Origin of the sequence: Pseudomonas mendocina (genome assembly GCF_003008615.1) — a bacterium.
GTDB classification, from domain to species: Bacteria; Pseudomonadota; Gammaproteobacteria; order Pseudomonadales; family Pseudomonadaceae; genus Aquipseudomonas; species Aquipseudomonas mendocina_C.
The window spans coordinates 955,929-976,955 of sequence record NZ_CP027657.1 but is presented as its reverse complement, the minus strand read 5'-3'; the positions used below and the strand labels follow the sequence as shown (position 1 = coordinate 976,955).

At 60.6% G+C, this 21,027-nt stretch carries 24 protein-coding genes; 23 read left to right on the top strand and 1 reads right to left on the bottom strand.

The features are described 5' to 3' along the window. Nucleotide 1: 1 nt before the first annotated feature. The 5 genes from tgt (at nucleotide 2) to C7A17_RS04550 (ending at nucleotide 5,008) form a co-directional block, all read left to right on the top strand. Nucleotides 2-1,117: a tRNA guanosine(34) transglycosylase Tgt gene (gene tgt, locus C7A17_RS04570; protein ID WP_199796436.1), complete on the top strand. Its 1,116-nt coding sequence runs from the start codon at nucleotides 2-4 to the stop codon at nucleotides 1,115-1,117. 39 nt (nucleotides 1,118-1,156) lie between these two features. Continuing rightward, nucleotides 1,157-1,486, top strand: a complete 330-nt coding sequence (yajC, locus tag C7A17_RS04565; protein ID WP_106736904.1) for a preprotein translocase subunit YajC — start codon at nucleotides 1,157-1,159, stop codon at nucleotides 1,484-1,486. Nucleotides 1,487-1,554: 68 nt separating this feature from the next. After that, nucleotides 1,555-3,423 (top strand): protein translocase subunit SecD, encoded by a 1,869-nt coding sequence (gene secD / locus C7A17_RS04560; protein WP_106736903.1) that lies wholly within the window; start codon nucleotides 1,555-1,557, stop codon nucleotides 3,421-3,423. An 8-nt stretch (nucleotides 3,424-3,431) separates the two neighbouring features. Continuing rightward, nucleotides 3,432-4,349, top strand: a complete 918-nt coding sequence (gene secF / locus C7A17_RS04555; protein WP_106736902.1) for a protein translocase subunit SecF — start codon at nucleotides 3,432-3,434, stop codon at nucleotides 4,347-4,349. Nucleotides 4,350-4,465: 116 nt separating this feature from the next. Further along, nucleotides 4,466-5,008, top strand: coding sequence for a glycine zipper 2TM domain-containing protein (locus tag C7A17_RS04550; protein ID WP_106736901.1), 543 nt, complete (start codon nucleotides 4,466-4,468; stop codon nucleotides 5,006-5,008). A gap of 59 nt (nucleotides 5,009-5,067) precedes the next feature. On the opposite strand, the gene suhB is transcribed toward C7A17_RS04550, so the two are convergent. Then, entirely contained in the window at nucleotides 5,068-5,883 is an 816-nt protein-coding gene (suhB, locus tag C7A17_RS04545; protein ID WP_106736900.1) for a type III secretion system regulator SuhB, read from the bottom strand. Nucleotides 5,884-6,028: 145 nt separating this feature from the next. On the opposite strand from suhB, the gene trmJ reads away from it, so the two are divergent. From trmJ to bamB, 18 genes are all read left to right on the top strand, one after another. Continuing rightward, entirely contained in the window at nucleotides 6,029-6,808 is a 780-nt protein-coding gene (gene trmJ / locus C7A17_RS04540; protein ID WP_106736899.1) for a tRNA (cytosine(32)/uridine(32)-2'-O)-methyltransferase TrmJ, read from the top strand. Continuing rightward, nucleotides 6,801-7,580 (top strand): serine O-acetyltransferase, encoded by a 780-nt coding sequence (cysE, locus tag C7A17_RS04535; RefSeq protein WP_106736898.1) that lies wholly within the window; start codon nucleotides 6,801-6,803, stop codon nucleotides 7,578-7,580. The genes trmJ and cysE overlap by 8 nt, the downstream gene beginning before the upstream one ends. Before the next feature lie 136 nt (nucleotides 7,581-7,716). Then, nucleotides 7,717-8,208: a Fe-S cluster assembly transcriptional regulator IscR gene (iscR, locus tag C7A17_RS04530; RefSeq protein WP_106736897.1), complete on the top strand. Its 492-nt coding sequence runs from the start codon at nucleotides 7,717-7,719 to the stop codon at nucleotides 8,206-8,208. 30 nt (nucleotides 8,209-8,238) lie between these two features. After that, nucleotides 8,239-9,453: an IscS subfamily cysteine desulfurase gene (locus C7A17_RS04525; protein WP_106736896.1), complete on the top strand. Its 1,215-nt coding sequence runs from the start codon at nucleotides 8,239-8,241 to the stop codon at nucleotides 9,451-9,453. A gap of 74 nt (nucleotides 9,454-9,527) precedes the next feature. Next, a complete protein-coding gene (gene iscU, locus C7A17_RS04520) occupies nucleotides 9,528-9,914 on the top strand; it encodes a Fe-S cluster assembly scaffold IscU (RefSeq protein WP_106736895.1) in 387 nt (128 codons plus the stop codon). A gap of 13 nt (nucleotides 9,915-9,927) precedes the next feature. Then, nucleotides 9,928-10,251 (top strand): iron-sulfur cluster assembly protein IscA, encoded by a 324-nt coding sequence (iscA, locus tag C7A17_RS04515; protein ID WP_106736894.1) that lies wholly within the window; start codon nucleotides 9,928-9,930, stop codon nucleotides 10,249-10,251. After that, a complete protein-coding gene (gene hscB / locus C7A17_RS04510; protein ID WP_106736893.1) occupies nucleotides 10,251-10,772 on the top strand; it encodes a co-chaperone HscB in 522 nt (173 codons plus the stop codon). Before iscA ends, hscB begins: the two co-directional genes overlap by 1 nt. 45 nt (nucleotides 10,773-10,817) lie before the next feature. Beyond that, a complete protein-coding gene (gene hscA / locus C7A17_RS04505; protein ID WP_106742734.1) occupies nucleotides 10,818-12,683 on the top strand; it encodes a Fe-S protein assembly chaperone HscA in 1,866 nt (621 codons plus the stop codon). Between the two features lie 3 nt (nucleotides 12,684-12,686). Further along, nucleotides 12,687-13,028, top strand: a complete 342-nt coding sequence (gene fdx, locus C7A17_RS04500) for an ISC system 2Fe-2S type ferredoxin (RefSeq protein WP_106736892.1) — start codon at nucleotides 12,687-12,689, stop codon at nucleotides 13,026-13,028. Nucleotides 13,029-13,043: 15 nt separating this feature from the next. Then, a complete protein-coding gene (gene iscX, locus C7A17_RS04495) occupies nucleotides 13,044-13,244 on the top strand; it encodes a Fe-S cluster assembly protein IscX (protein ID WP_106736891.1) in 201 nt (66 codons plus the stop codon). A 102-nt stretch (nucleotides 13,245-13,346) separates the two neighbouring features. Then, on the top strand, nucleotides 13,347-13,778 hold the full coding sequence (ndk, locus tag C7A17_RS04490) for a nucleoside-diphosphate kinase (protein WP_106736890.1): 432 nt from the start codon (nucleotides 13,347-13,349) through the stop codon (nucleotides 13,776-13,778). A 28-nt stretch (nucleotides 13,779-13,806) separates the two neighbouring features. Further along, nucleotides 13,807-14,955 (top strand): dual-specificity RNA methyltransferase RlmN, encoded by a 1,149-nt coding sequence (gene rlmN / locus C7A17_RS04485; RefSeq protein ID WP_106736889.1) that lies wholly within the window; start codon nucleotides 13,807-13,809, stop codon nucleotides 14,953-14,955. Between the two features lie 13 nt (nucleotides 14,956-14,968). Beyond that, nucleotides 14,969-15,730 carry a type IV pilus biogenesis/stability protein PilW gene (gene pilW / locus C7A17_RS04480; protein ID WP_106736888.1) on the top strand — a complete coding sequence of 254 codons (762 nt, stop codon included), beginning with the start codon at nucleotides 14,969-14,971 and terminating at the stop codon, nucleotides 15,728-15,730. Beyond that, nucleotides 15,727-16,722, top strand: coding sequence for a RodZ domain-containing protein (locus C7A17_RS04475; protein ID WP_106736887.1), 996 nt, complete (start codon nucleotides 15,727-15,729; stop codon nucleotides 16,720-16,722). The genes pilW and C7A17_RS04475 overlap by 4 nt, the downstream gene beginning before the upstream one ends. A gap of 3 nt (nucleotides 16,723-16,725) precedes the next feature. Further along, the gene (ispG, locus tag C7A17_RS04470) at nucleotides 16,726-17,838 is read left to right on the top strand and encodes a flavodoxin-dependent (E)-4-hydroxy-3-methylbut-2-enyl-diphosphate synthase (RefSeq protein WP_106736886.1); all 1,113 of its coding nucleotides are present in this window, start codon (nucleotides 16,726-16,728) and stop codon (nucleotides 17,836-17,838) included. Nucleotides 17,839-17,862: 24 nt separating this feature from the next. Beyond that, the gene (gene hisS, locus C7A17_RS04465; protein WP_106736885.1) at nucleotides 17,863-19,152 is read left to right on the top strand and encodes a histidine--tRNA ligase; all 1,290 of its coding nucleotides are present in this window, start codon (nucleotides 17,863-17,865) and stop codon (nucleotides 19,150-19,152) included. Nucleotides 19,153-19,183: 31 nt separating this feature from the next. Continuing rightward, the gene (locus C7A17_RS04460; RefSeq protein ID WP_106736884.1) at nucleotides 19,184-19,822 is read left to right on the top strand and encodes a tetratricopeptide repeat protein; all 639 of its coding nucleotides are present in this window, start codon (nucleotides 19,184-19,186) and stop codon (nucleotides 19,820-19,822) included. Further along, nucleotides 19,815-20,966, top strand: coding sequence for an outer membrane protein assembly factor BamB (gene bamB / locus C7A17_RS04455; RefSeq protein WP_106736883.1), 1,152 nt, complete (start codon nucleotides 19,815-19,817; stop codon nucleotides 20,964-20,966). Before C7A17_RS04460 ends, bamB begins: the two co-directional genes overlap by 8 nt. The last annotated feature ends 61 nt before the right edge of the window (nucleotides 20,967-21,027 follow it).

The window sequence follows — 21,027 nt, the reverse complement described above, 5'->3', positions numbered from 1 at the left end:
TATGTCCTTCGAATTGCTCGCCACTGACGGCAAGGCCCGCCGTGGCCGTCTGACCTTCCCGCGTGGCGTGGTGGAAACACCGGCCTTCATGCCGGTGGGCACCTATGGCACGGTCAAGGGCATGTTGCCGCGTGATATCGAGGCCATTGGCGCGCAGATCATTCTCGGCAACACTTTCCACCTGTGGCTGCGCCCGGGCATGGAAGTGATCAAGAAACATGGCGACCTGCACGATTTCATGCAGTGGCAGGGACCCATCCTCACCGACTCCGGTGGTTTCCAGGTGTTCAGCCTCGGCGCCATGCGCAAGATCAAGGAGGAGGGCGTGTACTTCGCCTCGCCGGTCGACGGCGCCAAGGTGTTCATGGGGCCGGAGGAGTCGATGCAGGTGCAGCGCGACCTGGGCTCGGACATCGTGATGATCTTCGACGAGTGCACGCCCTATCCGGCCGAGTTCGATGTGGCCAAACGTTCGATGGAGTTGTCGCTGCGCTGGGCCAAACGTTCCAAGGCTGCTCATGGCGAAAGCACGGCAGCGTTGTTCGGCATCGTCCAGGGCGGCATGCATGAAGAGCTGCGTATGCGCTCGCTGGAAGGGCTCTGCGAGATCGGTTTCGACGGCCTGGCCATTGGCGGTCTGTCGGTGGGCGAGCCGAAGGAAGAGATGATCCGCGTGCTGGACTTCCTGCCGCCGCACATGCCTGCCGACAAGCCGCGCTACCTGATGGGCGTGGGCAAACCCGAGGATCTGGTCGAGGGTGTGCGCCGTGGCGTGGACATGTTCGACTGCGTGATGCCGACGCGCAATGCGCGTAACGGCCACCTGTTCGTCGATACCGGTGTGGTCAAGATCCGCAACGCCGTACACAAGCACGACGATTCACCGCTGGATCCGACCTGCGACTGTTACACCTGCAAACACTTCTCCAGGGCTTATCTGCATCACTTGGACAAGTGCGGGGAAATGCTCGGCAGTATGCTCAATACCATCCATAACTTGCGCCATTATCAGCGGGTCATGGCTGGTTTGCGCGAGGCTATCGGACAGGGTAAATTGGCCGACTTCGTCGAATCCTTCTACGCCAAACGCGGTCTTCCCGTGCCGCCGCTGGACTGAATAACTGTCTCTAATTCGAGATTACAACAGGAGTGTTACATGAGCTTTTTCATCCCAGCTGCCTACGCTGACACCGCAGCTGCCGGCCCTGCCGGTAGTGGTTTCGAGTGGATTTTCCTGATCGGCTTTCTGGTCATCTTCTATTTGATGATCTGGCGTCCCCAGGCCAAGCGTGCCAAAGAGCACAAAGGCCTGATCAGCGGCCTGCAGAAGGGCGACGAAGTGGTGACCAGCGGCGGTATCGCCGGCAAAGTGACCAAAGTGACCGATGATTTCATCGTCGTCGAAGTTTCCGACAACGTGGAACTGAAATTCCAGAAGCAGGCTGTTGCAGCCGCCCTGCCCAAGGGCACGCTGAAAGCCATCTGATCTGGCTCTTGGTTTTCTATCGGCGGGGCGCATTTAGCGCCCCGCGTCATAAGCGGGTGGCTTGATTCATGCTCAACAAATACCCCCTGTGGAAATACCTGCTGATTCTGGCCGTTCTGGCCATTGGCCTGGTTTATTCCATTCCCAACCTCTACCCGGACGATCCGGCTGTGCAGATCAGTGGCGCGAGTTCCGCCCTGAGCATCGAGCAGGCCGACCTGGATCGCGCTGCCAAGGCGCTGCAGGACGCGGATATCCAGGTCAAGGAAGCCAGTGTCGACGAGCGTGGTCGTGGTGGCCTGATTCGTCTGACCCGTCAGGATGACCAATTGCCGGCCAAGGACATCGTCCGCCGTGCGTTGGGTGATGACTACGTGGTGGCACTGAACCTCGCGCAAACCACGCCACAATGGTTGCGCAACCTCGGAGCCAGCCCGATGAAGCTGGGCCTCGACCTTTCTGGCGGTGTGCATTTCCTGCTGGAAGTGGATATGGACAAGGCGCTGGATGTGCGCCGCAAGGTTTACGAAGGCGAAATCAAGACGCTGCTGCGCAAGGAACGTGTGCGCTACCGCAGCATGCCGGAGCAGGGTGGTCGCATCCAGCTGGGCTTCGCCGATACCGAGAGTCTGGAGAAGGCGCAGAGCCTGATTCGCAAGGACTTCACCGATTTCGAGCTGAGCACCGTGACGCGCGGTGGTCAGCAGGTACTGCAGTTGGCACTGACCCAGGCGAAGATCAGCGAGATTCGCGAATACTCGATCCGTCAGAACCTGACCACTGTCCGTAACCGTGTCAACGAACTGGGCGTAGCCGAGCCGCTGGTGCAGCGCCAGGGCGCCAACCGCATCGTGGTCGAGCTGCCAGGCGTGCAGGACACCGCCGAAGCCAAGCGCATTCTCGGCAAGACCGCCAACCTCGAATTCCGCCTGCAGGCCGATTTCGATGCCCCGCGTGGCGCTACCGAGAGCTTCGGCTTCCGCGAGGAAGGCCGCCCGCCGGTTCAGCTCGAGCGTGAACTGATCATCACCGGTGACCAAGTCACCGACGCTCAGGCCAGCTTCGACGAGAACGGCCGTCCACAGGTGAACATCCGTCTCGACGGTCACGGTGGCGAGCTGATGAATCGCGCTACGCGCAATAACGTCGGCCGCAGCATGGCGGTTATCTTCATCGAGCAGAAGCCGATCACGCGCTACGAGCGTCAGACCGTCGACGGTGTCGAGCAGGATGTGGCGATTTCTTCCTTCGTCGAAGAGAAGAAGATCATCAGCCTGGCGACTATCCAGTCGGCACTGGGCAGTCAGTTCCGCATCACCGGCCTCAATGGCCAGGGCGAGTCGTCCGAACTGGCGCTGCTGCTTCGCGCTGGTGGTCTGGCTGCGCCGATGTACTTCGCCGAAGAACGCACCATCGGCCCGAGCCTGGGTGCGGAAAACATCACCAAGGGTATCGAGTCGACCGAGTGGGCGATGATCTTCGTGGCCATCTTCATGGTTCTGATCTATCGCTTCTTCGGTGTGCTGGCGACCGTGGCGCTGGCGTTCAACCTGGTGCTGCTGGTGGGGTTGATGTCGGCCATCGGTGCCACGCTGACCTTGCCAGGTATCGCCGGTATCGTGCTGACCCTGGGTATGGCGGTGGACGCCAACGTACTCATCTACTCACGGATACGTGAGGAGCTGGGCAACGGCCTGTCGGTGCAGCGTGCCATTCACGAGGGCTTCGACCGTGCCTACACGGCGATTCTCGACAGTAACCTGACCACATTGCTGGTCGGCGGCATCCTGTTCGCCATGGGCTCCGGGCCGGTCAAGGGCTTCGCGGTGACCATGTCCCTCGGGATCATCACCTCGATGTTCACAGCCATCATGTTTACCCGCGGCATGGTCAACCTGATCTTTGGTGGCCGTGACTTCAAGAAGCTGTGGATCTGAGGCAAGCCATGATCAAGTCAACTATTCGTTTCATGGCGATCCGCAACTTTGCGTTCGCCATCACCGTGCTGCTGACCCTCATCGGTCTCGGTGCGTTGTTTTCCAAGGGGTTGAACTACGGCCTCGATTTCACCGGTGGTACGCTCATCGAGCTGCAGTACGAGCAACCGGCGGATCTCGAGGGAATCAAGCGCGAGTTGGGGCAGGCCGGTTATAACGACGCCATCGTGCAGAGTTTCGGTGCCACCACCGATGTGCTGATCCGTTTGTCCGGTGATGACCCGCAGCTGGGCTCGCAGGTCGCCGATGCGCTGCGCAAGATCGATGTGGATACCCGCTTCGAGCTCAAGCGTGTGGAGTTCGTTGGTCCGCAAGTGGGTGAAGAGCTGCGCGATCAGGGTGGCCTGGCCATGTTGCTGGCGCTCGGCGGCATCCTGCTGTACCTGGCCTTCCGCTTCCAGTGGAAGTTCGGTGTCGGTGCCGTCGCCTCGCTGGCGCATGACGTGGTGATCACGCTGGGTGTGCTGGCATTCTTCCAGGTGCCTTTCGACCTGACCGTGCTGGCTGCGGTGCTGGCGATGATTGGTTACTCGCTCAACGACACCATCATCATCTATGACCGTATTCGCGAAAACTTCCGCATGCTGCGCAAGACCGGCCTGGAGGAGAACATCGATATCTCCGTGACCCAGACGTTGTTGCGTACCATTGCCACCTCGCTTTCCACCTCCTTGGCGCTGGTCGCGCTGCTGGTGTTCGGTGGCGACGTGTTGGCGGCTTTCGCCCTGACCCTGCTGGTCGGTGTTGTGGTTGGTACCTATTCTTCGGTCTACATCGGCGCTACCGTGCTGATCTGGCTGAAGCTGGGCGTGGAGGATCTGATCCCTCCGGCAGTCGAAGCTGAGGCAGACGACGGCCGTCCATAGGGTGTGACGCGCTTCATGAAAGAACGCAAAAGCCGCGGCGAGTCGAACTTGCCGCGGCTTTTTGCTGTCCTAGGCAGGGAGAAGGGCGCGAGTCGCCGAGCCTAGGAGACACAAAAATGAATAAATCACTGTTGGTAGGTGCCGTACTGGGTGCTGTTGGTGTGACCGCTGGTGGTGCTGTCGCCACCTATAGCCTGGTCGATCGCGGCCCGGACTATGCTGAGGTGCTGGCCGTCACTCCGATCAATGAAACCGTGAAAACCCCGCGGGAAGTCTGCAAGGACGTGGCCGTAACCCGTCAGCGTCCGGTGCAGGATCAGCATCAGATCGCGGGTACCGCCATCGGCGCCATCGCTGGTGGTCTGCTGGGTAACCAGGTCGGTGGTGGCACTGGCAAGAAGATCGCCACGGTAGCGGGTGCGGTCGGCGGTGGTTATGCCGGTAACAAGATTCAGGAAGGCATGCAGCAGCGCGACACTTACACCACTACCGAAACCCGCTGCAACACCGTGACCGATACCAGTGAGAAGCTGGTTGGGTACGACGTGAAGTATCAGCTGGGCGAGAAGATCGGCAATGTGCGCATGGATCGCGATCCGGGCAGCCGTATTCCGGTCAACAAGCAAGGTGAACTGGTGCTGGTGCAGCAGGCACAGTAAGAAATACAGAGCAATAAAAAACGCCCCTCGGGGCGTTTTTTATTGGCTGCGATTCGTGCTCAGCGCTTCATCGAGGGAGCCAGGTGTGGCTGGATTGCAGTCAGTACGGCCTTGAAGCATTTGGTGTTGCCGGCAACGATCTGGCCCTTCTCAAGGAATTCGTGGCCGCCAGTGAAGTCGCTGACCAGGCCGCCTGCTTCCTGAATCAGCAGGGCGCCTGCGGCCATGTCCCATTCGGACAGACCGAATTCCCAGAAAGCGTCATAACGGCCGGCTGCGACGTAGGCCAGATCCAGGCTGGCGGCACCGGCGCGGCGTACGCCGGCGGTCTGGCCAACCAGGCTGCGGAACATGCCCAGGTAGTTCTCGAGGTTGTCCAGTTGTTCATTGCGGAACGGGAAGCCGGTGCCCAGCAGTGCGCCGTCCAGGCTCTTGCGGTTGCTGACGCGCAGACGACGACCGTTGAGGGCGGCGCCACGGCCCCGGCTGGCGGTGAATTCTTCCTGGCGAACCGGGTCGAGGACGATGGCGTGCTCGAGGCGGCCGCGGTATTTGCAAGCGATGCTAATGGCGAAATGCGGAACGCCGCGAATGAAGTTGGTGGTGCCGTCCAGCGGATCAATGATCCACTGATAGTCAGCGCCTTCGCCGCTGCCTTCCAGTACGCCGCCTTCCTCGCCGAGGAAGCTGTGGGTCGGGTAAGCCTTGCGGATGGCCTGGACGATCATCAGTTCGGCGGCCTTGTCGACCTCGGTGACGTAGTCCTTGGCATCCTTCTCGTCGACCGAGATGACATCCAGGCGCTCAATGGAGCGAAAGATCATTTCACCGGCGCTGCGGGCGGCGCGCAGGGCGATATTCAGCATGGGCTGCATGGGTGGTTCACCTGGGGCGTTAAAGAAAGCCGGCCATGTTAGCAGAAAACCGTTGCCGATGAAGCGCCGTCTGTACCCCGCATGGCAATCACGCAAGGGCTTGGGTAAGATCGTTGCCCCCTAATCGTTTCTGAGAGTGTCTGCATTGCTGGACAATATTCGCGTCGTTCTGGTGGGCACCAGTCATCCGGGCAATATCGGCGGTGCTGCGCGGGCGATGAAAAACATGGGCTTGTCGCGCTTGGTGCTGGTCGAGCCGGAAGATTTTCCCAGTAGCGATGCAGTTGCTCGCGCATCCGGTGCGACCGATGTGCTGGATGCTGCTCAGGTGGTTGGATCGCTCGAAGAGGCGCTGGTCGGCTGCAATCTGGTGATTGGCACCAGTGCCCGTGATCGGCGTATTCCCTGGCCCTTGCTCGATCCGCGTGAGTGCGGTGTAACCAGTTGCGAGCAGGCGGCTGCGGGTGGTGAGGTGGCGCTGGTTTTCGGTCGTGAATACGCCGGCCTGACCAATGAAGAGCTGCAGCGATGTCAATACCACGTGCATATCCCGTCCAATCCGGATTTCAGTTCGCTGAATCTGGCGGCTGCAGTGCAGGTGCTGGCCTATGAAGTGCGCATGGCCTGGTTGGCTGCTTCGAGCCTGCCAACCAAGGTGGAAAAGCTGGAAGCCACGGCGATGCTCAATTCCCAGGCGGCGACGGCGGATGAGCTGGAATCTTTCTACGGTCATCTGCGGCGCGTGCTGGTGATGATCGGTTTTCTCGATCCACAGAAGCCACGACACCTGATGACTCGCCTGCGTCGTTTGTATGGGCGCAGTGCGGTGAGCAAGTTGGAAATGAATATCCTGCGCGGCATTCTCACCGAGACCGAGAAAGCCGTGCGCGGAGAGCCTCACAAGCAGGGGAAGTCTGATGTTTGAACGCATGCGAGAAGATATCCAGAGCGTATTTCACCGTGACCCGGCGGCGCGCAACGCCTTCGAGGTGGTGACCTGCTATCCGGGTCTGCACGCCATCTGGTTGCATCGTGTGGCGCACGCTCTATGGCGTTCGGGTTGGAAGTGGCTGGCGCGGGTGGTGTCCAATTTCGGTCGCTGGCTGACCGGTATCGAGATTCATCCGGGGGCCAAGATCGGGCGGCGATTCTTCATCGATCACGGTATGGGTATCGTCATCGGTGAGACGGCCGAGATCGGTAACGATGTGACGCTGTACCAGGGCGTGACTCTTGGCGGAACCAGTTGGAACAAGGGCAAACGCCACCCGACGCTGGAGGATGGCGTGGTGGTCGGGGCCGGGGCCAAGGTGCTGGGGCCGTTCACCGTCGGTGCGGGGGCCAAGATCGGCTCCAACGCAGTGGTGACCAAGGCGGTGCCGGCTGGTGCAACGGCGGTGGGTATTCCTGGCAAGATCATCGTCAAGTCAGATGACGAGCAGGAGGCCAAGCGTCAGGCCATGGCCGAGAAGATCGGCTTCGATGCCTATGGTGTCGGGCAGGACATGCCGGATCCGGTTGCGCGCGCCATTGGTCAACTGCTCGACCACCTGCAGGCGGTGGATGGGCGTCTGGAGGATGTGAGCAAGGCGCTGGCGTCGATGGATTGCGACTATCGTGCCAGGGCTCTGCCGGCCTTGCGTGATGAGGACTTCGCCGAGGTCTGCAAGGGTCAGGGCGATAAGCCGGCAGCCTGATGCGTGGCGGGGTGGTCTCTGCTATCATCCCGCCTCCCTTCGCGGTCAATCCTGAGTAAATCAATAGGTCTTATAGTTGACTTAAATACTCGGAAATTGCATACTTCGCCGCAATTCAGTGATTCGTGGTAGAGCCATGCGACTGACCACCAAAGGCCGTTACGCCGTTACCGCCATGCTTGATCTGGCGCTGCACGCGCAGCATGGGCCTGTCTCCCTAGCCGACATTTCAGAGCGACAAGGCATCTCCTTGTCCTATCTGGAGCAGCTGTTCGCCAAGTTGCGCCGTGGCAACCTGGTTTCCAGTGTGCGTGGCCCGGGTGGCGGCTATCAGCTGTCGCGCGATATGGGTGGTATCCAGGTGGCTCAAGTGATCGATGCGGTCAATGAGTCTGTGGATGCCACGCGTTGCCAGGGGCAGGGTGATTGCCACTCTGGCGACACCTGCCTGACTCATCACCTGTGGTGCGATCTCAGTCAGCAAATTCATGAATTCCTCAGTGGCATCAGCCTGGCCGATCTGGTCGCGCGTCGTGAGGTTCAAGAGGTCGCGTTGCGCCAGGATCAGCGCCGCTGCAATGGCAGGACGCCGCGCCTGGATAAGATTGAAGCGTCTGCCATCGAATGAGCAGGGCGTTTGCCTGATAGGAGAAACCCAATGAAATTGCCGATTTATCTCGATTACTCCGCAACCACGCCGGTAGATCCGCGCGTTGCGCAGAAAATGAGCGAGTGCCTGCTGGTCGACGGTAATTTTGGCAACCCGGCGTCGCGCTCCCATGTGTTTGGCTGGAAGGCCGAAGAAGCGGTGGAAAATGCCCGTCGCCAGGTCGCCGAGTTGGTCAATGCCGATCCGCGCGAGATTGTCTGGACCAGTGGTGCCACCGAGTCTGACAACCTTGCTATCAAGGGGGTTGCGCACTTCTACAGCAGCAAAGGCAAGCACATCATCACTTCCAAGATCGAGCACAAGGCGGTGTTGGATACCACCCGCCAGCTTGAGCGCGAAGGCTTCGAAGTAACTTATCTGGAGCCGGGCGAAGACGGTCTGATCACGCCGGCAATGGTTGAGGCTGCGTTGCGCGAGGACACCGTTCTGGTGTCGCTCATGCACGTCAACAACGAAATCGGCACCATCAATGACATCACTGCCATTGGCGAGCTGACCCGTTCGCGCGGCGTGTTGCTGCATGTCGATGCGGCGCAGTCCACCGGCAAGGTGGAAATCGATCTGGAAAAGATGAAGGTCGATCTGATGTCCTTCTCTGCTCACAAGACCTACGGCCCGAAAGGCGTCGGCGCCCTGTACGTACGTCGCAAGCCGCGCGTGCGCCTGGAGGCGCAGACCCATGGTGGTGGTCATGAGCGTGGCATGCGTTCGGGCACCCTGGCGACTCACCAATGCGTCGGCATGGGCGAGGCCTTCCGTATCGCCAAGGAAGAGATGGTCGCGGAAAACCAGCGCATCGCTGCTCTGCGTGATCGTTTCTACCGTCAGCTGGAAGACATGGAAGAGCTGTACGTCAACGGCAGCCTGACTGCTCGTGTGCCGCACAACCTCAACCTGAGTTTCAACTATGTCGAGGGTGAGTCGCTGATCATGGCGCTCAAGGACCTCGCCGTATCGTCCGGCTCGGCCTGCACCTCGGCTTCCCTGGAGCCGTCCTATGTGCTGCGCGCCCTGGGTCGCAACGACGAACTGGCGCACAGCTCGATTCGCTTCACCTTCGGCCGCTTCACCACTGAAGAAGAGGTCGACTACGCCGCTGCCAAGGTTCGTGAGGCCGTGGACAAGCTGCGCGAGTTGTCGCCCCTGTGGGATATGTTCAAAGAAGGTGTCGACCTTTCCACCGTGGAATGGGCAGCACACTAAAAGCTGCCGAGGCGGATCGCTCGGTTTCCAGCGATCCGCCGGAGAGCGGCACCTGATGAGAGAGGAAGTACACCATGGCATACAGTGACAAGGTCATCGACCACTACGAGAATCCGCGCAACGTCGGCAAGATGGATGCCGAGGATCCGGACGTCGGCACCGGCATGGTCGGCGCGCCGGCCTGCGGCGACGTGATGCGCTTGCAGATCAAGGTCAGCGAGAGCGGCGTGATCGAAGACGCCAAGTTCAAGACCTACGGCTGCGGTTCCGCCATCGCTTCCAGCTCCCTCGCTACCGAGTGGATGAAGGGTAAGACCCTGGATGAAGCTGAAAGCATCAAGAACACCCAGCTTGCCGAAGAGCTGGCGTTGCCGCCAGTGAAGATCCACTGCTCTGTGCTCGCCGAGGACGCCATCAAGGCGGCCGTGCGTGACTACAAGCAGAAGAAAGGCTTGCTCTGAAACGAGGTTTGTAATGGCCATCACCATGTCTGAAGCTGCTGCCCGTCACGTGCAACGCTCCCTCGATGGGCGTGGCAAAGGTGCAGGTATTCGTCTTGGCGTGCGTACCACGGGTTGTTCCGGTCTGGCCTACGTGCTCGAGTTCGTTGATGAGCTGGCGGCCGAGGATCAGGTTTTCGAGAGCCATGGCGTCAAGGTGATCATCGATCCCAAGAGCCTGGTGTATCTCGATGGCACTGAGCTGGACTTCGTCAAGGAAGGCCTCAATGAGGGCTTCAAGTTCAACAACCCCAACGTGCGTGGCGAATGCGGCTGCGGTGAGAGCTTCAACGTCTGATGGGTAATCCCTGCCATTTCGCGCTGTTCGACCTGCAGCCAAGTTTTCGCCTCGACCTCGATCAGTTAGCTGCGCGTTACCGCGAGCTGGCGCGCCAGGTGCACCCGGACCGCTTCGCTGACGCCGGTGAACGTGAGCAGCGCGTGGCGCTGGAGCGATCGGCCTGTCTCAACGAGGCCTATCAGGTGTTGAAGGTGCCTTCACAGCGCGCGCGATACTTGCTCGCCCTGCGCGGTCCCGAGCTGCCGTTGGAAGTGACGGTGCAGGATCCGGACTTCCTGCTGCAGCAGATGGAGCTGCGCGAGGAGCTGGAAGAACTGCACGACGATGCCGATCTGGCGGGTGTTGCTGCATTCAAGCGCCGCCTCAAATCTGCGCAGGAGCAGCTCAACGAAAGCTTCGCTGTTTGCTGGGACGATGATGCCCGGCGCGAGGAGGCCGAGCGCCTGATGCGCCGCATGCAGTTCCTCGACAAGCTTTCCCATGAAGTGCGCCAGTTAGAAGAGCGCCTCGACGATTAACCTGTGGGTTGCTCCGGCAGCCCGCCTGATGATTTCAAGACGACCATGGCCTTATTGCAGATCGCCGAGCCAGGACAGAGCCCACAACCTCACCAGCGTCGGCTGGCGGTGGGTATCGACCTGGGTACCACCAATTCTCTGGTCGCTGCAGTGCGTAGCGGGCTGGCTGAGCCGCTCCCTGATGCGGCGGGCAAGGTCATTCTGCCATCGGCAGTTCGCTATCACCCCGATCGTGTTGAGGTGGGCGAGTCCGCCAAGCTGGCGGCTGCCAGCGACCCGTTCAACACAGTGCTGTCGGTCAAGCGTCTGATGGGGCGTGGTATCGCCGATGTGCATCAGCTTGGCGAGCAATTGCCTTATCGCTTCGTCGTTGGCGAGTCGCACATGCCCTTCATCGAGACGGTGCAGGGGGCGAAGAGCCCGGTCGAGGTGTCGGCAGATATTCTCAAGGCGCTGCGTCAGCGCGCCGAGCAGGTTCTGGGTGGCGAACTGGTTGGTGCGGTGATCACCGTGCCGGCGTATTTCGACGATGCCCAGCGTCAGGCCACCAAAGACGCGGCGCGACTTGCCGGCCTGAATGTCCTGCGTTTGCTCAATGAGCCCACGGCAGCAGCTGTCGCCTATGGCCTGGATCAGAAGGCCGAGGGCGTGGTCGCCATCTATGACCTGGGTGGCGGCACATTCGATATTTCCATCCTGCGCCTGACCGGTGGTGTGTTCGAAGTGCTGGCGACCGGTGGCGATAGCGCACTGGGTGGCGATGACTTCGATCATGCCGTGGCGGACTGGATCATCCAGCAGGCCGGTATCTCCAGCGATCTTGATCCGGCTGCTCAGCGTAGCCTGCTGCAGGCCGCCTGTGCCGCCAAGGAGGCACTGACGGCCGCTGATGAGGTCGAGCTGAGCTATGGCGACTGGCGTGGCAGGCTGTCGCGCGAGCAGTTCGAAGCACTGATCGAACCGATGGTCGCGCGCAGCCTCAAGGCTTGCCGGCGCGCCGTACGTGACTCGGGCGTCGAGCTGGACGAAGTGAGCGCGGTGGTCATGGTGGGCGGCTCTACACGTGTGCCGCGCGTGCGTGAGGCCGTGGGTGAATTGTTCGGACGTGCGCCGCTGACCAATATCGATCCGGATCAGGTGGTGGCGATTGGCGCCTCGATTCAGGCCGATACGCTGGCCGGCAATCAGCGTGGCGATGGCGAAGAGTTGCTGCTGCTGGATGTGATACCCCTGTCGCTCGGCCTGGAGACCATGGGCGGGCTGATGGAGAAGGTGATTCCTCGCAACACCACTATCCCGGTGGCGCGCGCGCAGGAGTTCACGACCTACAAGGATGGCCAGACGGCCATGATGATTCACGTGCTGCAGGGCGAGCGCGAGCTGATCGCCGACTGTCGTTCCCTGGCGCGTTTCGAGCTACGCGGCATCCCGCCGATGGTGGCTGGGGCAGCGAAGATTCGCGTGACCTTCCAGGTGGACGCCGATGGCCTGCTTAGTGTGGCGGCCCGTGAACTCGGTTCCGGTGTGGAGGCGAACATTCAGGTCAAGCCGTCCTATGGGCTGACCGATGGCGAAATCGCCCGCATGCTGCAGGATTCCTTCCAGAATGCTGGAGACGATAAGGTTGCGCGGGTTCTGCGTGAGCAGCAGGTCGATGCTCAGCGTCTGATCGAGGCTGTCGAGGCTGCATTGCAGGTCGATGGCGAGCGTTTGCTGGATGCCGAGGAGCGCGAGGTCATCGAGCTGCAAGTGCAGGAGCTGCGTGATTTGCTCGCTGGTAACGATGGACTTGCCATCGAGCGGCAGACCAAGCGCCTGTCGCAGGTCACCGATGCCTTTGCTGCTCGTCGTCTGGACTCCACCGTGAAAGCCGCGCTGGCCGGGCGCAATCTGAATGAGATCGAGGAATAACTGATGCCGCAGGTGATTTTTCTGCCCCACGAGAGATTTTGCCCGGAAGGCCTGGTAGTCGAGGCAGAGCCGGGTATCTCGATTCTTGAGTTGGCGCACGAGCACCATATCGAGATGGAAAGTGCCTGCGGTGGTGTGTGTGCCTGCACCACGTGCCACTGCATCGTCCGTGAAGGTTTCGATTCGTTGAACGAGGCGGATGAGTTGGAAGAGGACTACCTGGACAAGGCGTGGGGCCTCGAAGCTCAATCGCGCCTGGCTTGTCAGGCCATCGTTGGTGAAGAAGACATCACCGTCGAGATTCCGAAATATTCGCTTAACCATGCAGCTGAAGCGCCGCACTGATCAGGAAGTATCATCATGAGCCTGAAATGGGTCGATGTATTGGAAATCGCCATCCAGTTGAGTGAGCAGAAGCCGGATGTCGATCCGCGCTATGTGAATTTCGTCGATCTGCGTAGCTGGGTGCTGGCTCTGCCGGAGTTTTCCGACGACCCGCAGCGTGGTGGTGAGAAGGTGCTCGAGGCGATCCAGGCGGCGTGGATCGAAGAAAACGATTGAGCTCAGGCGCCTCAGGGCGCACGCCCTACGCTTTTGACCGGAACCCGCGTATAATTCGCGGGTTTAATTTTTCGCTTTAACCCATAGTTTCTGGAGCTTCACATGGCCGTTCAACGTACTTTCTCCATCATCAAGCCTGACGCCGTTGCCAAGAACGTCATCGGTGAGATCACCTCCCGTTTCGAAAAGGCCGGCCTGCGTGTCGTAGCTTCGAAGATGGTTCAACTGTCCGAGCGCGAAGCAGCTGGCTTCTACGCCGAGCACAGCGAGCGTGGCTTCTTCAAGGATCTGGTTGCTTTCATGACTTCCGGCCCGGTCATCGTTCAGGTTCTGGAAGGTGAGAACGCCGTTGCCAAGAACCGTGAGCTGATGGGCGCCACCAACCCGAAAGAAGCTGCTGCTGGCACCATTCGCGCCGATTTCGCCGTTTCCATCGACGAGAATGCCGTACACGGGTCGGATTCCGAAGCCTCCGCTGCTCGCGAGATCGCTTACTTCTTCTCCGCTACCGAGCAGTGCGCGCGCATTCGCTAATTACAGCGAATGATGCGAGGGTGAAACCATGACCAATACCACCGGCAAGATCAACCTGCTGGGCCTGACCCAGCCGGAAATGGAAAAGTTCTTCGAGTCCATTGGCGAGAAGCGCTTCCGTGCCGGCCAGGTAATGAAGTGGATTCACCACTTTGGCGTCGATGATTTCGCCGCCATGAGCAACGTTGGCAAGGCCTTGCGCGAGAAGCTCGAGGCCTCTGCCGAGATTCGCGGCCCGGAAGTGGTCAGCGAAAATATTTCCGCCGATGGCACGCGCAAGTGGGTGGTGCGGGTGGCGTCCGGCAGCTGTGTTGAAACCGTATACATCCCGCAGAACGGCCGCGGCACTCTGTGTGTGTCGTCGCAGGCCGGCTGTGCACTGGATTGCAGCTTCTGCTCCACCGGCAAGCAGGGTTTCAACAGCGACCTGACCAGTGCCGAGATCATCGGCCAGGTATGGATCGCCAACAAATCCTTCGGCAGCGTGCCGGCGAAGATCGACCGTGCCATCACCAACGTGGTGATGATGGGCATGGGTGAGCCGTTGCTGAACTTCGACAACGTCGTCTCTGCCATGCAGATCATGATGGACGATCTCGGTTATGGCATTTCCAAGCGCAAGGTGACTTTGTCCACCTCCGGCGTGGTGCCGATGATCGACAAGCTGGCCGATGTGATCGACGTGTCCCTGGCGCTGTCACTGCACGCGCCCAACGACGAACTGCGCAACCAGTTGGTGCCGATCAACAAGAAGTACCCGCTGGAAGTGCTCCTGGCGGCGTGCAAGCGCTACATCTCCAAACTCGGTGAAAAGCGTGTGCTGACCATCGAGTACACCTTGCTCAAGGGCGTCAATGATCAACTCGAGCACGCTGAGCAGATGATCGCACTTCTCGCCGATGTGCCTTGCAAGATCAACCTGATTCCGTTTAATCCATTCCCCTTCTCGGGATACGAGCGGCCGAGCAATAACGCTATTCGCCGCTTCCAGGATCTGTTGCACAAGGCTGGCCATAACGTCACGGTGCGCACGACGCGTGGTGACGATATCGATGCTGCCTGCGGTCAGTTGGTTGGCCAGGTCATGGATCGTACCCGCCGCAGCGAGCGTTATATCGCCGTGCGCCAGCTGGGTAGCGAGGCGCAAGAGCCTGCTGCCGCTGTCAACCGAAATTGAAGAGAGGATGCCTATGACTTTGCGCCCCGCGCTGCTATTGCTCGTCGTCAGTCTGCTCGGTGGTTGCGTGACCACTGGCGATGTCGACCCCATGCGTACGGCGGAAGGGCGTGAAAAGGCGCGTGACTCTTATGTGCAACTGGGGGTCGCGTATATCCAGCAGGGCGACACCCAGCGTGCCAAGGTGCCGCTGAAGAATGCGCTCGATCTGGATCCGTCCAATGCTGACGCCCATGCCGCACTGGCCATGGCCTTCCAGCTGGAAATGGAACCGAAACTGGCCGATGAACATTTTCGCAAGGCACTGTCCCAGCGTCCGAAAGATGCGCGCCTGCTGAACAACTACGGTGGCTTTCTGTTCGAGCAGAAGCGTTATCAGGACGCCATGAATACCTACCTCAAGGCTGCCGAGGACACTCTCTATCCGGAGCGCTCCCGGGTTTTCGAGAACTTGGGGCTGACGGCGTTGCAGTTGAAGCAGCGTGAGCAGGCCAAGGAGTATTTCCAGCGTGCGTTGCGTCTGAGCAGTCGCCAGCCACGTGCATTGCTGGAAATGGCTGTGTTGTCCTACGAGGACAAAGAATACGTGCCGGCTCGCAGTTACTACGACGGTTACAGCGAGATGGCGCCGCAGAATGCTCGCAGCCTGCTGCTTGGCGCGCGCCTGGCCGAGGTCTTCGAAGATCGTGATCGGGCGGCTAGTCTCGGGCTGCAATTGCGACGCCTGTACCCGGCTTCTCAGGAATATCAGCAATACGTTTCGGGGCAAAAATGAAAACGGCACATAGCGAAGTGACACAGCCAATGCCGAACAATCCAGGCGAAAGCCTGCGTCAGGCCCGCGAGATCAAAGGGTGGAGCGTTGCCGAGGTGGCAGTGCAACTCAACCTGACGCCACAGCGTCTAGCCCAAATCGAGGCAGGTGCCTTCGACAAGCTGCCGGGTACGACTTTCGCTCGCGGTTATATCCGTGCTTACGCCAAGTTGCTGGAGCTGGATCAGAATCGCCTGGTGGTGGAGTTCGATCAGTTCACCGGTACCGATTCGGCCGGCAGTAGCGTGCACAGCCTGGGCCGTATCGAAGAGCCGGTACGCTACTCGCAGAGCATTCTGCGCCTGGTGAGCTTCCTGCTGCTGCTGGCGTTGGTCGGCGCCGGTTTTCTCTGGTGGCAGGATCAGGGGCGCCCTGTTGCCAGCCTGGCCGATCTGGGCTTGGAGCATGTGGAAGTGGATGGCGCTGATGGCACTACCCAGGTTCACTCGTTGGCCGAGCCGGAAGATCAGGCCGTGGTCGCTGCCCAGGGTAACGAGCAGAGCAGCCCTCTGTTGCTGTCGATAGAACCGGGCGAGGCGCCGGAAGTTTCCAGTGATGGCCAACAGTCTGCTAGTGAGCCGACTACTGCTGATTCCACTGCTGCTGCCGTGCCAGAAAGCCAGGCAGCACCTGCGCCGACTACTCCTGCTGCAGAACAGGCGCCGGCAACCTCTGCTGTTCAGCCGGCAGCACCTGTTGCGGTCGCTGCTGGACAGGGCGCGCTGAACATCCAATTCACCGCCGATTGCTGGACGCAGGTCACCGATGCCGATGGCAAGGTGCTGCTGAGTGCGCTCAAGCGTAGCGGTGAGCGTATCGAGCTGAGCGGCAAGGCTCCGCTGGAGCTGCGCCTGGGCTTCGCCCGGGGCGCTCAGGTCAGCTACAACGGCGAGAACGTCAACGTTGCACCGCATATGACTGGCGAAACCGCGCGCCTGAAACTGGGGTTGTAAATCATGCATTGCGAATCGCCGATCAAGCGCCGACTGTCGCGCAAGATCTGGGTTGGCTCGGTACCGGTGGGCGGCGATGCGCCGATCGCGGTGCAGAGCATGACCAACACCGACACCAATGATGTCGCCGCTACCGTGGCGCAGATTCGTCGTCTGGAAGATGCTGGCGCCGACATCGTGCGCGTTTCCGTACCGGACATGGATGCTGCCGAAGCTTTCGGGCGGATCAAGCAGCAGGTGCGTGTACCGCTGGTGGCGGATATCCACTTCGATTACCAGATCGCCCTGCGGGTGGCTGAACTGGGCGTCGACTGTCTGCGCATCAACCCCGGCAACATCGGTCGTGAGGATCGCGTCAGGGCGGTGGTCGAGGCCGCGCGCGACAAAGGCATCCCGATCCGCATCGGCGTTAACGCCGGTTCGCTGGAAAAGGATCTGCAGAAGAAATACGGCGAGCCGACTCCCGCGGCACTGGTCGAGTCAGCTCTGCGCCATGTCGAACACCTGGATCGCCTGAATTTTCCCGACTTCAAGGTCAGCGTGAAGGCTTCCGACGTGTTCATGGCGGTGGAGGCCTATCGACTGCTGGCCAAGCAGATCGAGCAACCGCTGCATTTGGGCATCACCGAAGCTGGCGGTTTGCGTTCGGGCACGGTGAAGTCCGCCGTGGGGCTGGGCATGCTGCTGGCCGACGGAATTGGCGATACCATCCGCATCTCGCTGGCCGCTGACCCGGTGGAGGAGATCAAGGTCGGTTTCGACATCCTCAAATCCCTGCGTCTGCGTTCGCGTGGCATCAACTTCATCGCCTGCCCGAGCTGCTCGCGGCAGAACTTCGATGTGGTCAAGACCATGAACGAGCTGGAAAGCCGCGTAGAGGATCTGCTGGTGCCGCTGGACGTTGCCGTGATCGGCTGCGTGGTCAACGGCCCTGGTGAAGCCAAGGAGGCGCATATCGGTCTCACTGGCGGTAGCCCGAACAACCTGGTCTACATCGACGGCAAGCCGGCATCGAAGCTGACCAACGAAAATCTGGTGGATGAGCTGGAGAAGCTCATCCGCGACAAGGCAGCCGAAAAAGCTGCCGCCGATGCCGCTGTGATCGTGCGCGGCTGAATTGCTGCGTTTTAAGGATTCTTTGTGAGCAAGTCTTTGCAAGCCATTCGTGGCATGAACGATATTCTGCCGGAGCAGACTCCTGCCTGGCGCTACCTGGAAAGTACTCTGGTCAGCCTGCTCGATGGCTATGGCTACAAGGAAATCCGTCTGCCCATCGTCGAGTACACCGAGCTGTTCGCCCGCGGTATTGGCGAAGGCACCGACGTGGTCGACAAGGAGATGTACACCTTCCGCGACCGTAACGAAGAATCGCTGACCCTGCGTCCCGAAGGAACCGCCGGCTGCGTGCGTGCCGTGCTCGAGCATGGTTTGTCCGGTGGTGGCCAGGTGCAGAAGCTATGGTACGCCGGTCCGATGTTCCGCTACGAGAAACCGCAGAAGGGGCGTTATCGCCAGTTCCATCAGGTGGGCGTGGAAGCCTTCAACTTGCCGGGGCCTGACGTCGATGCGGAGTTGATCGTGCTCACCTGGCGTCTGTGGAAGCAGCTCGGCCTGTCCGACGCAGTGACCTTGCAGCTCAACAGCCTGGGCTCCAGCGAGGCGCGTGCCGCCTATCGTGACGCTCTGGTGGCCTACCTGCAGGAGCGTTTCGATCAGCTCGACGAAGACAGCCAGCGTCGCCTGACCACCAATCCGCTGCGCATCCTCGATAGCAAGAGCGAGAGCACTCAGGCCGTTCTGGTCGGTGCGCCGGTTCTGGGTGACTATCTGGACGAGGAGTCGCTGCAACACTTCGAAGGGGTCAAGGCGCGCCTGGATGCCGCTGGCATTCGTTACCAGATCAACCAGAAGCTGGTACGTGGCCTGGATTACTACAATCGCACCGTATTCGAGTGGGTCACCGACAAGCTGGGATCGCAAGGTACCGTCTGCGCCGGTGGCCGTTATGACGGCCTGGTCGGGCAGCTCGGTGGCAAGCCGACACCTGGCGTAGGTTTCGCCATGGGGGTGGAGCGTCTGGTACTGCTGCTGGAGACTCTCGAGCTGCTGCCGGCCGAGTTGAACCGCGCCGCCGACATCTACATCTGCGCATTCGGTGAGCCGGCCGAGCTGGCGGCACTGTCGCTGGCCGAGCGGATTCGCGATGCCATTCCCGGCATTCGTCTGCTGGTCAACGCCGGTGCCGGTAGTTTCAAGAGCCAGTTCAAGAAGGCCGACAAGAGTGGCGCACGCTATGCGCTGATTCTGGGGGACGACGAATTGGCAGGGCGCGTGGTAGGTTTCAAACCGCTGCGCGACGACAGTGAACAACAAAGCGTTGCCTGGGATGCTCTGGCCGAGCATCTTGCAGCCTGCCTGGCGCAGGCTTGAGCATCCGAATAGCTTAGGAACAGGGTTAAACATGCAGACCGAAGACGAACAGATCGCGCAACTGAAGGACTGGTGGGAACGCAACGGCAAGCCTTTGCTGGCCGGTGGCGTATTGGCGCTGGTAGCGGTATTCGGCTGGCACGCCTGGCAGAAACATCAGGTCAACCAGTCGCAGGGCGCTTCGATGCTCTATCAGCAGTTGCTGGAAACCGCCCTGGATCCGGCAGGCAAGCCTGATGCGGCCAAGGTTGCGGATCTGGCCGGCAAGCTCAACAGCGAATATGGCGGCAGCCATTACGCTCAGTACGGCAATCTGTTCGTTGCCAAGGTCGCTGTCGAAGCCGAGCGCCTCGATGATGCTGCCGTTGCGTTGCAGGCCGTAGTCGACAAACCGGCCGACGCGACGCTGGGCGAGATGGCCCGTCAGCGTCTGGCTCGCGTACTGGCTGCCCAGGACAAGGCTGACGCCGCGCTGAAACTGCTCGACGGCAAGGTCGAGGACGCTTTCCTCGCCAGCCGTGAAGAACTCAAGGGCGATCTGCTGGTACAGCTGGGTCGCAGCGATGATGCGCATGCCGCCTATCAGAAGGCCAAGGATGCGCTGGCAGACGACGCCGCTGTGGGCGGCCTGCAGATGAAGCTGGACGACCTGGCAAAAGGGGATGCGTGACGTGATGCGTTGGAAGAATGCCGCACTGCTGGCCCTGGCCGTTCTGGCCGTGGGTTGCAGCAGCAATAGCAAGAAGGAACTGCCGCCCGCCGAACTGACCAAGTTCGACGCCGAAGTCGAACTGCGCACCGAGTGGAGCCGCTCCGTCGGTGACGGCCAGGGCGACACCTTCAACATGCTGGTTCCGGCCATTGATGGCGAGGTCATCTATGCCGCCGATGTCGAAGGGCTGGTCATGGCCATGGATCGCACCAGCGGCAAGGTGATCTGGCGCAAGAAGCTCGATATTCCGGTTTCTGGCGCCATTGGCGTTGGTTACGGCCAGGTATTGCTGGGCACGCTCAAGGGTGAAGTGATCGCCTTGGACTCCAGCGATGGCGAAGAACAGTGGCGCTCGCGCGTGACCAGCGAAGTACTGGCCGCGCCTGCCAGCAATGGCGACATCGTCGTGGTGCAAACCCAGGACGACCGTCTGATCGCTTTCGATGCCAGCACTGGTAGCCAGCGCTGGATCGTCGAGAATACTCCGGCCGTGCTGACCCTGCGTGGTACTGGCGCTCCGCTGGTGACCAACCGCCTGGTTGTCGCTGGCCTGTCGAGCGGCAAGGTGGTCGCAGTCGATGCGCAGCGTGGTCTGCCAGTCTGGGAGCAGCGTATCGCCATTCCGCAGGGCCGCTCCGAACTGGAGCGCGTTGTCGACATCGACGGCGGTCTGCTGTTGTCCGGCGGCACCGTCTACGCGGTGAGCTACCAGGGCCGTGTTGCGGCGATGGATCTGGAGTCCGGTCGCGTGCTCTGGCAGCGCGAGGCATCCAGCTCGGTCGGCGTTGCTCAAGGCTTCGGCAACGTCTACGTCAGCATGGCCAGCGGTACCGTCGAAGGTATCGACGAGCGCAGCGCTTCGGCCCTGTGGAGCAACGACTCGATGGCGCGTCGCCAACTGTCGGGCCCGGCGGTGTTCTCCAGCTATGTCGCCGTGGGTGACTTCGAGGGCTATCTGCACCTGCTGAGCCAGGTCGATGGTCGCTTCGTCGGCCGTACCCGCATCGACAGCGACGGACTGCGCGCCCAGCCTCTGGTGGTGGGTGACTGGCTGTACGTCTACGGCAATAGCGGCAAGTTGGTGGCACTGACCATCAAATGAACCGACTATGCTGCATCCAGACCTGAAGTTTGGGTGAAGCATGCGCAACAGATTCCGGCCG

What these genes read in the sequence shown, in the direction of transcription:
- tgt (WP_199796436.1), top strand. Translation starts at nt 2, where the DNA reads ATGTCCTTCGAATTGCTCGCCACTGACGGCAAGGCCCGCCGTGGCCGT.
- yajC (WP_106736904.1), top strand. Translation starts at nt 1,157, where the DNA reads ATGAGCTTTTTCATCCCAGCTGCCTACGCTGACACCGCAGCTGCCGGC.
- secD (WP_106736903.1), top strand. Translation starts at nt 1,555, where the DNA reads ATGCTCAACAAATACCCCCTGTGGAAATACCTGCTGATTCTGGCCGTT.
- secF (WP_106736902.1), top strand. Translation starts at nt 3,432, where the DNA reads ATGATCAAGTCAACTATTCGTTTCATGGCGATCCGCAACTTTGCGTTC.
- C7A17_RS04550 (WP_106736901.1), top strand. Translation starts at nt 4,466, where the DNA reads ATGAATAAATCACTGTTGGTAGGTGCCGTACTGGGTGCTGTTGGTGTG.
- suhB (WP_106736900.1), bottom strand. Translation starts at nt 5,883, where the DNA reads ATGCAGCCCATGCTGAATATCGCCCTGCGCGCCGCCCGCAGCGCCGGT.
- cysE (WP_106736898.1), top strand. Translation starts at nt 6,801, where the DNA reads ATGTTTGAACGCATGCGAGAAGATATCCAGAGCGTATTTCACCGTGAC.
- iscR (WP_106736897.1), top strand. Translation starts at nt 7,717, where the DNA reads ATGCGACTGACCACCAAAGGCCGTTACGCCGTTACCGCCATGCTTGAT.
- C7A17_RS04525 (WP_106736896.1), top strand. Translation starts at nt 8,239, where the DNA reads ATGAAATTGCCGATTTATCTCGATTACTCCGCAACCACGCCGGTAGAT.
- iscU (WP_106736895.1), top strand. Translation starts at nt 9,528, where the DNA reads ATGGCATACAGTGACAAGGTCATCGACCACTACGAGAATCCGCGCAAC.
- iscA (WP_106736894.1), top strand. Translation starts at nt 9,928, where the DNA reads ATGGCCATCACCATGTCTGAAGCTGCTGCCCGTCACGTGCAACGCTCC.
- hscB (WP_106736893.1), top strand. Translation starts at nt 10,251, where the DNA reads ATGGGTAATCCCTGCCATTTCGCGCTGTTCGACCTGCAGCCAAGTTTT.
- hscA (WP_106742734.1), top strand. Translation starts at nt 10,818, where the DNA reads ATGGCCTTATTGCAGATCGCCGAGCCAGGACAGAGCCCACAACCTCAC.
- fdx (WP_106736892.1), top strand. Translation starts at nt 12,687, where the DNA reads ATGCCGCAGGTGATTTTTCTGCCCCACGAGAGATTTTGCCCGGAAGGC.
- iscX (WP_106736891.1), top strand. Translation starts at nt 13,044, where the DNA reads ATGAGCCTGAAATGGGTCGATGTATTGGAAATCGCCATCCAGTTGAGT.
- ndk (WP_106736890.1), top strand. Translation starts at nt 13,347, where the DNA reads ATGGCCGTTCAACGTACTTTCTCCATCATCAAGCCTGACGCCGTTGCC.
- rlmN (WP_106736889.1), top strand. Translation starts at nt 13,807, where the DNA reads ATGACCAATACCACCGGCAAGATCAACCTGCTGGGCCTGACCCAGCCG.
- pilW (WP_106736888.1), top strand. Translation starts at nt 14,969, where the DNA reads ATGACTTTGCGCCCCGCGCTGCTATTGCTCGTCGTCAGTCTGCTCGGT.
- C7A17_RS04475 (WP_106736887.1), top strand. Translation starts at nt 15,727, where the DNA reads ATGAAAACGGCACATAGCGAAGTGACACAGCCAATGCCGAACAATCCA.
- ispG (WP_106736886.1), top strand. Translation starts at nt 16,726, where the DNA reads ATGCATTGCGAATCGCCGATCAAGCGCCGACTGTCGCGCAAGATCTGG.
- C7A17_RS04460 (WP_106736884.1), top strand. Translation starts at nt 19,184, where the DNA reads ATGCAGACCGAAGACGAACAGATCGCGCAACTGAAGGACTGGTGGGAA.
- bamB (WP_106736883.1), top strand. Translation starts at nt 19,815, where the DNA reads ATGCGTGACGTGATGCGTTGGAAGAATGCCGCACTGCTGGCCCTGGCC.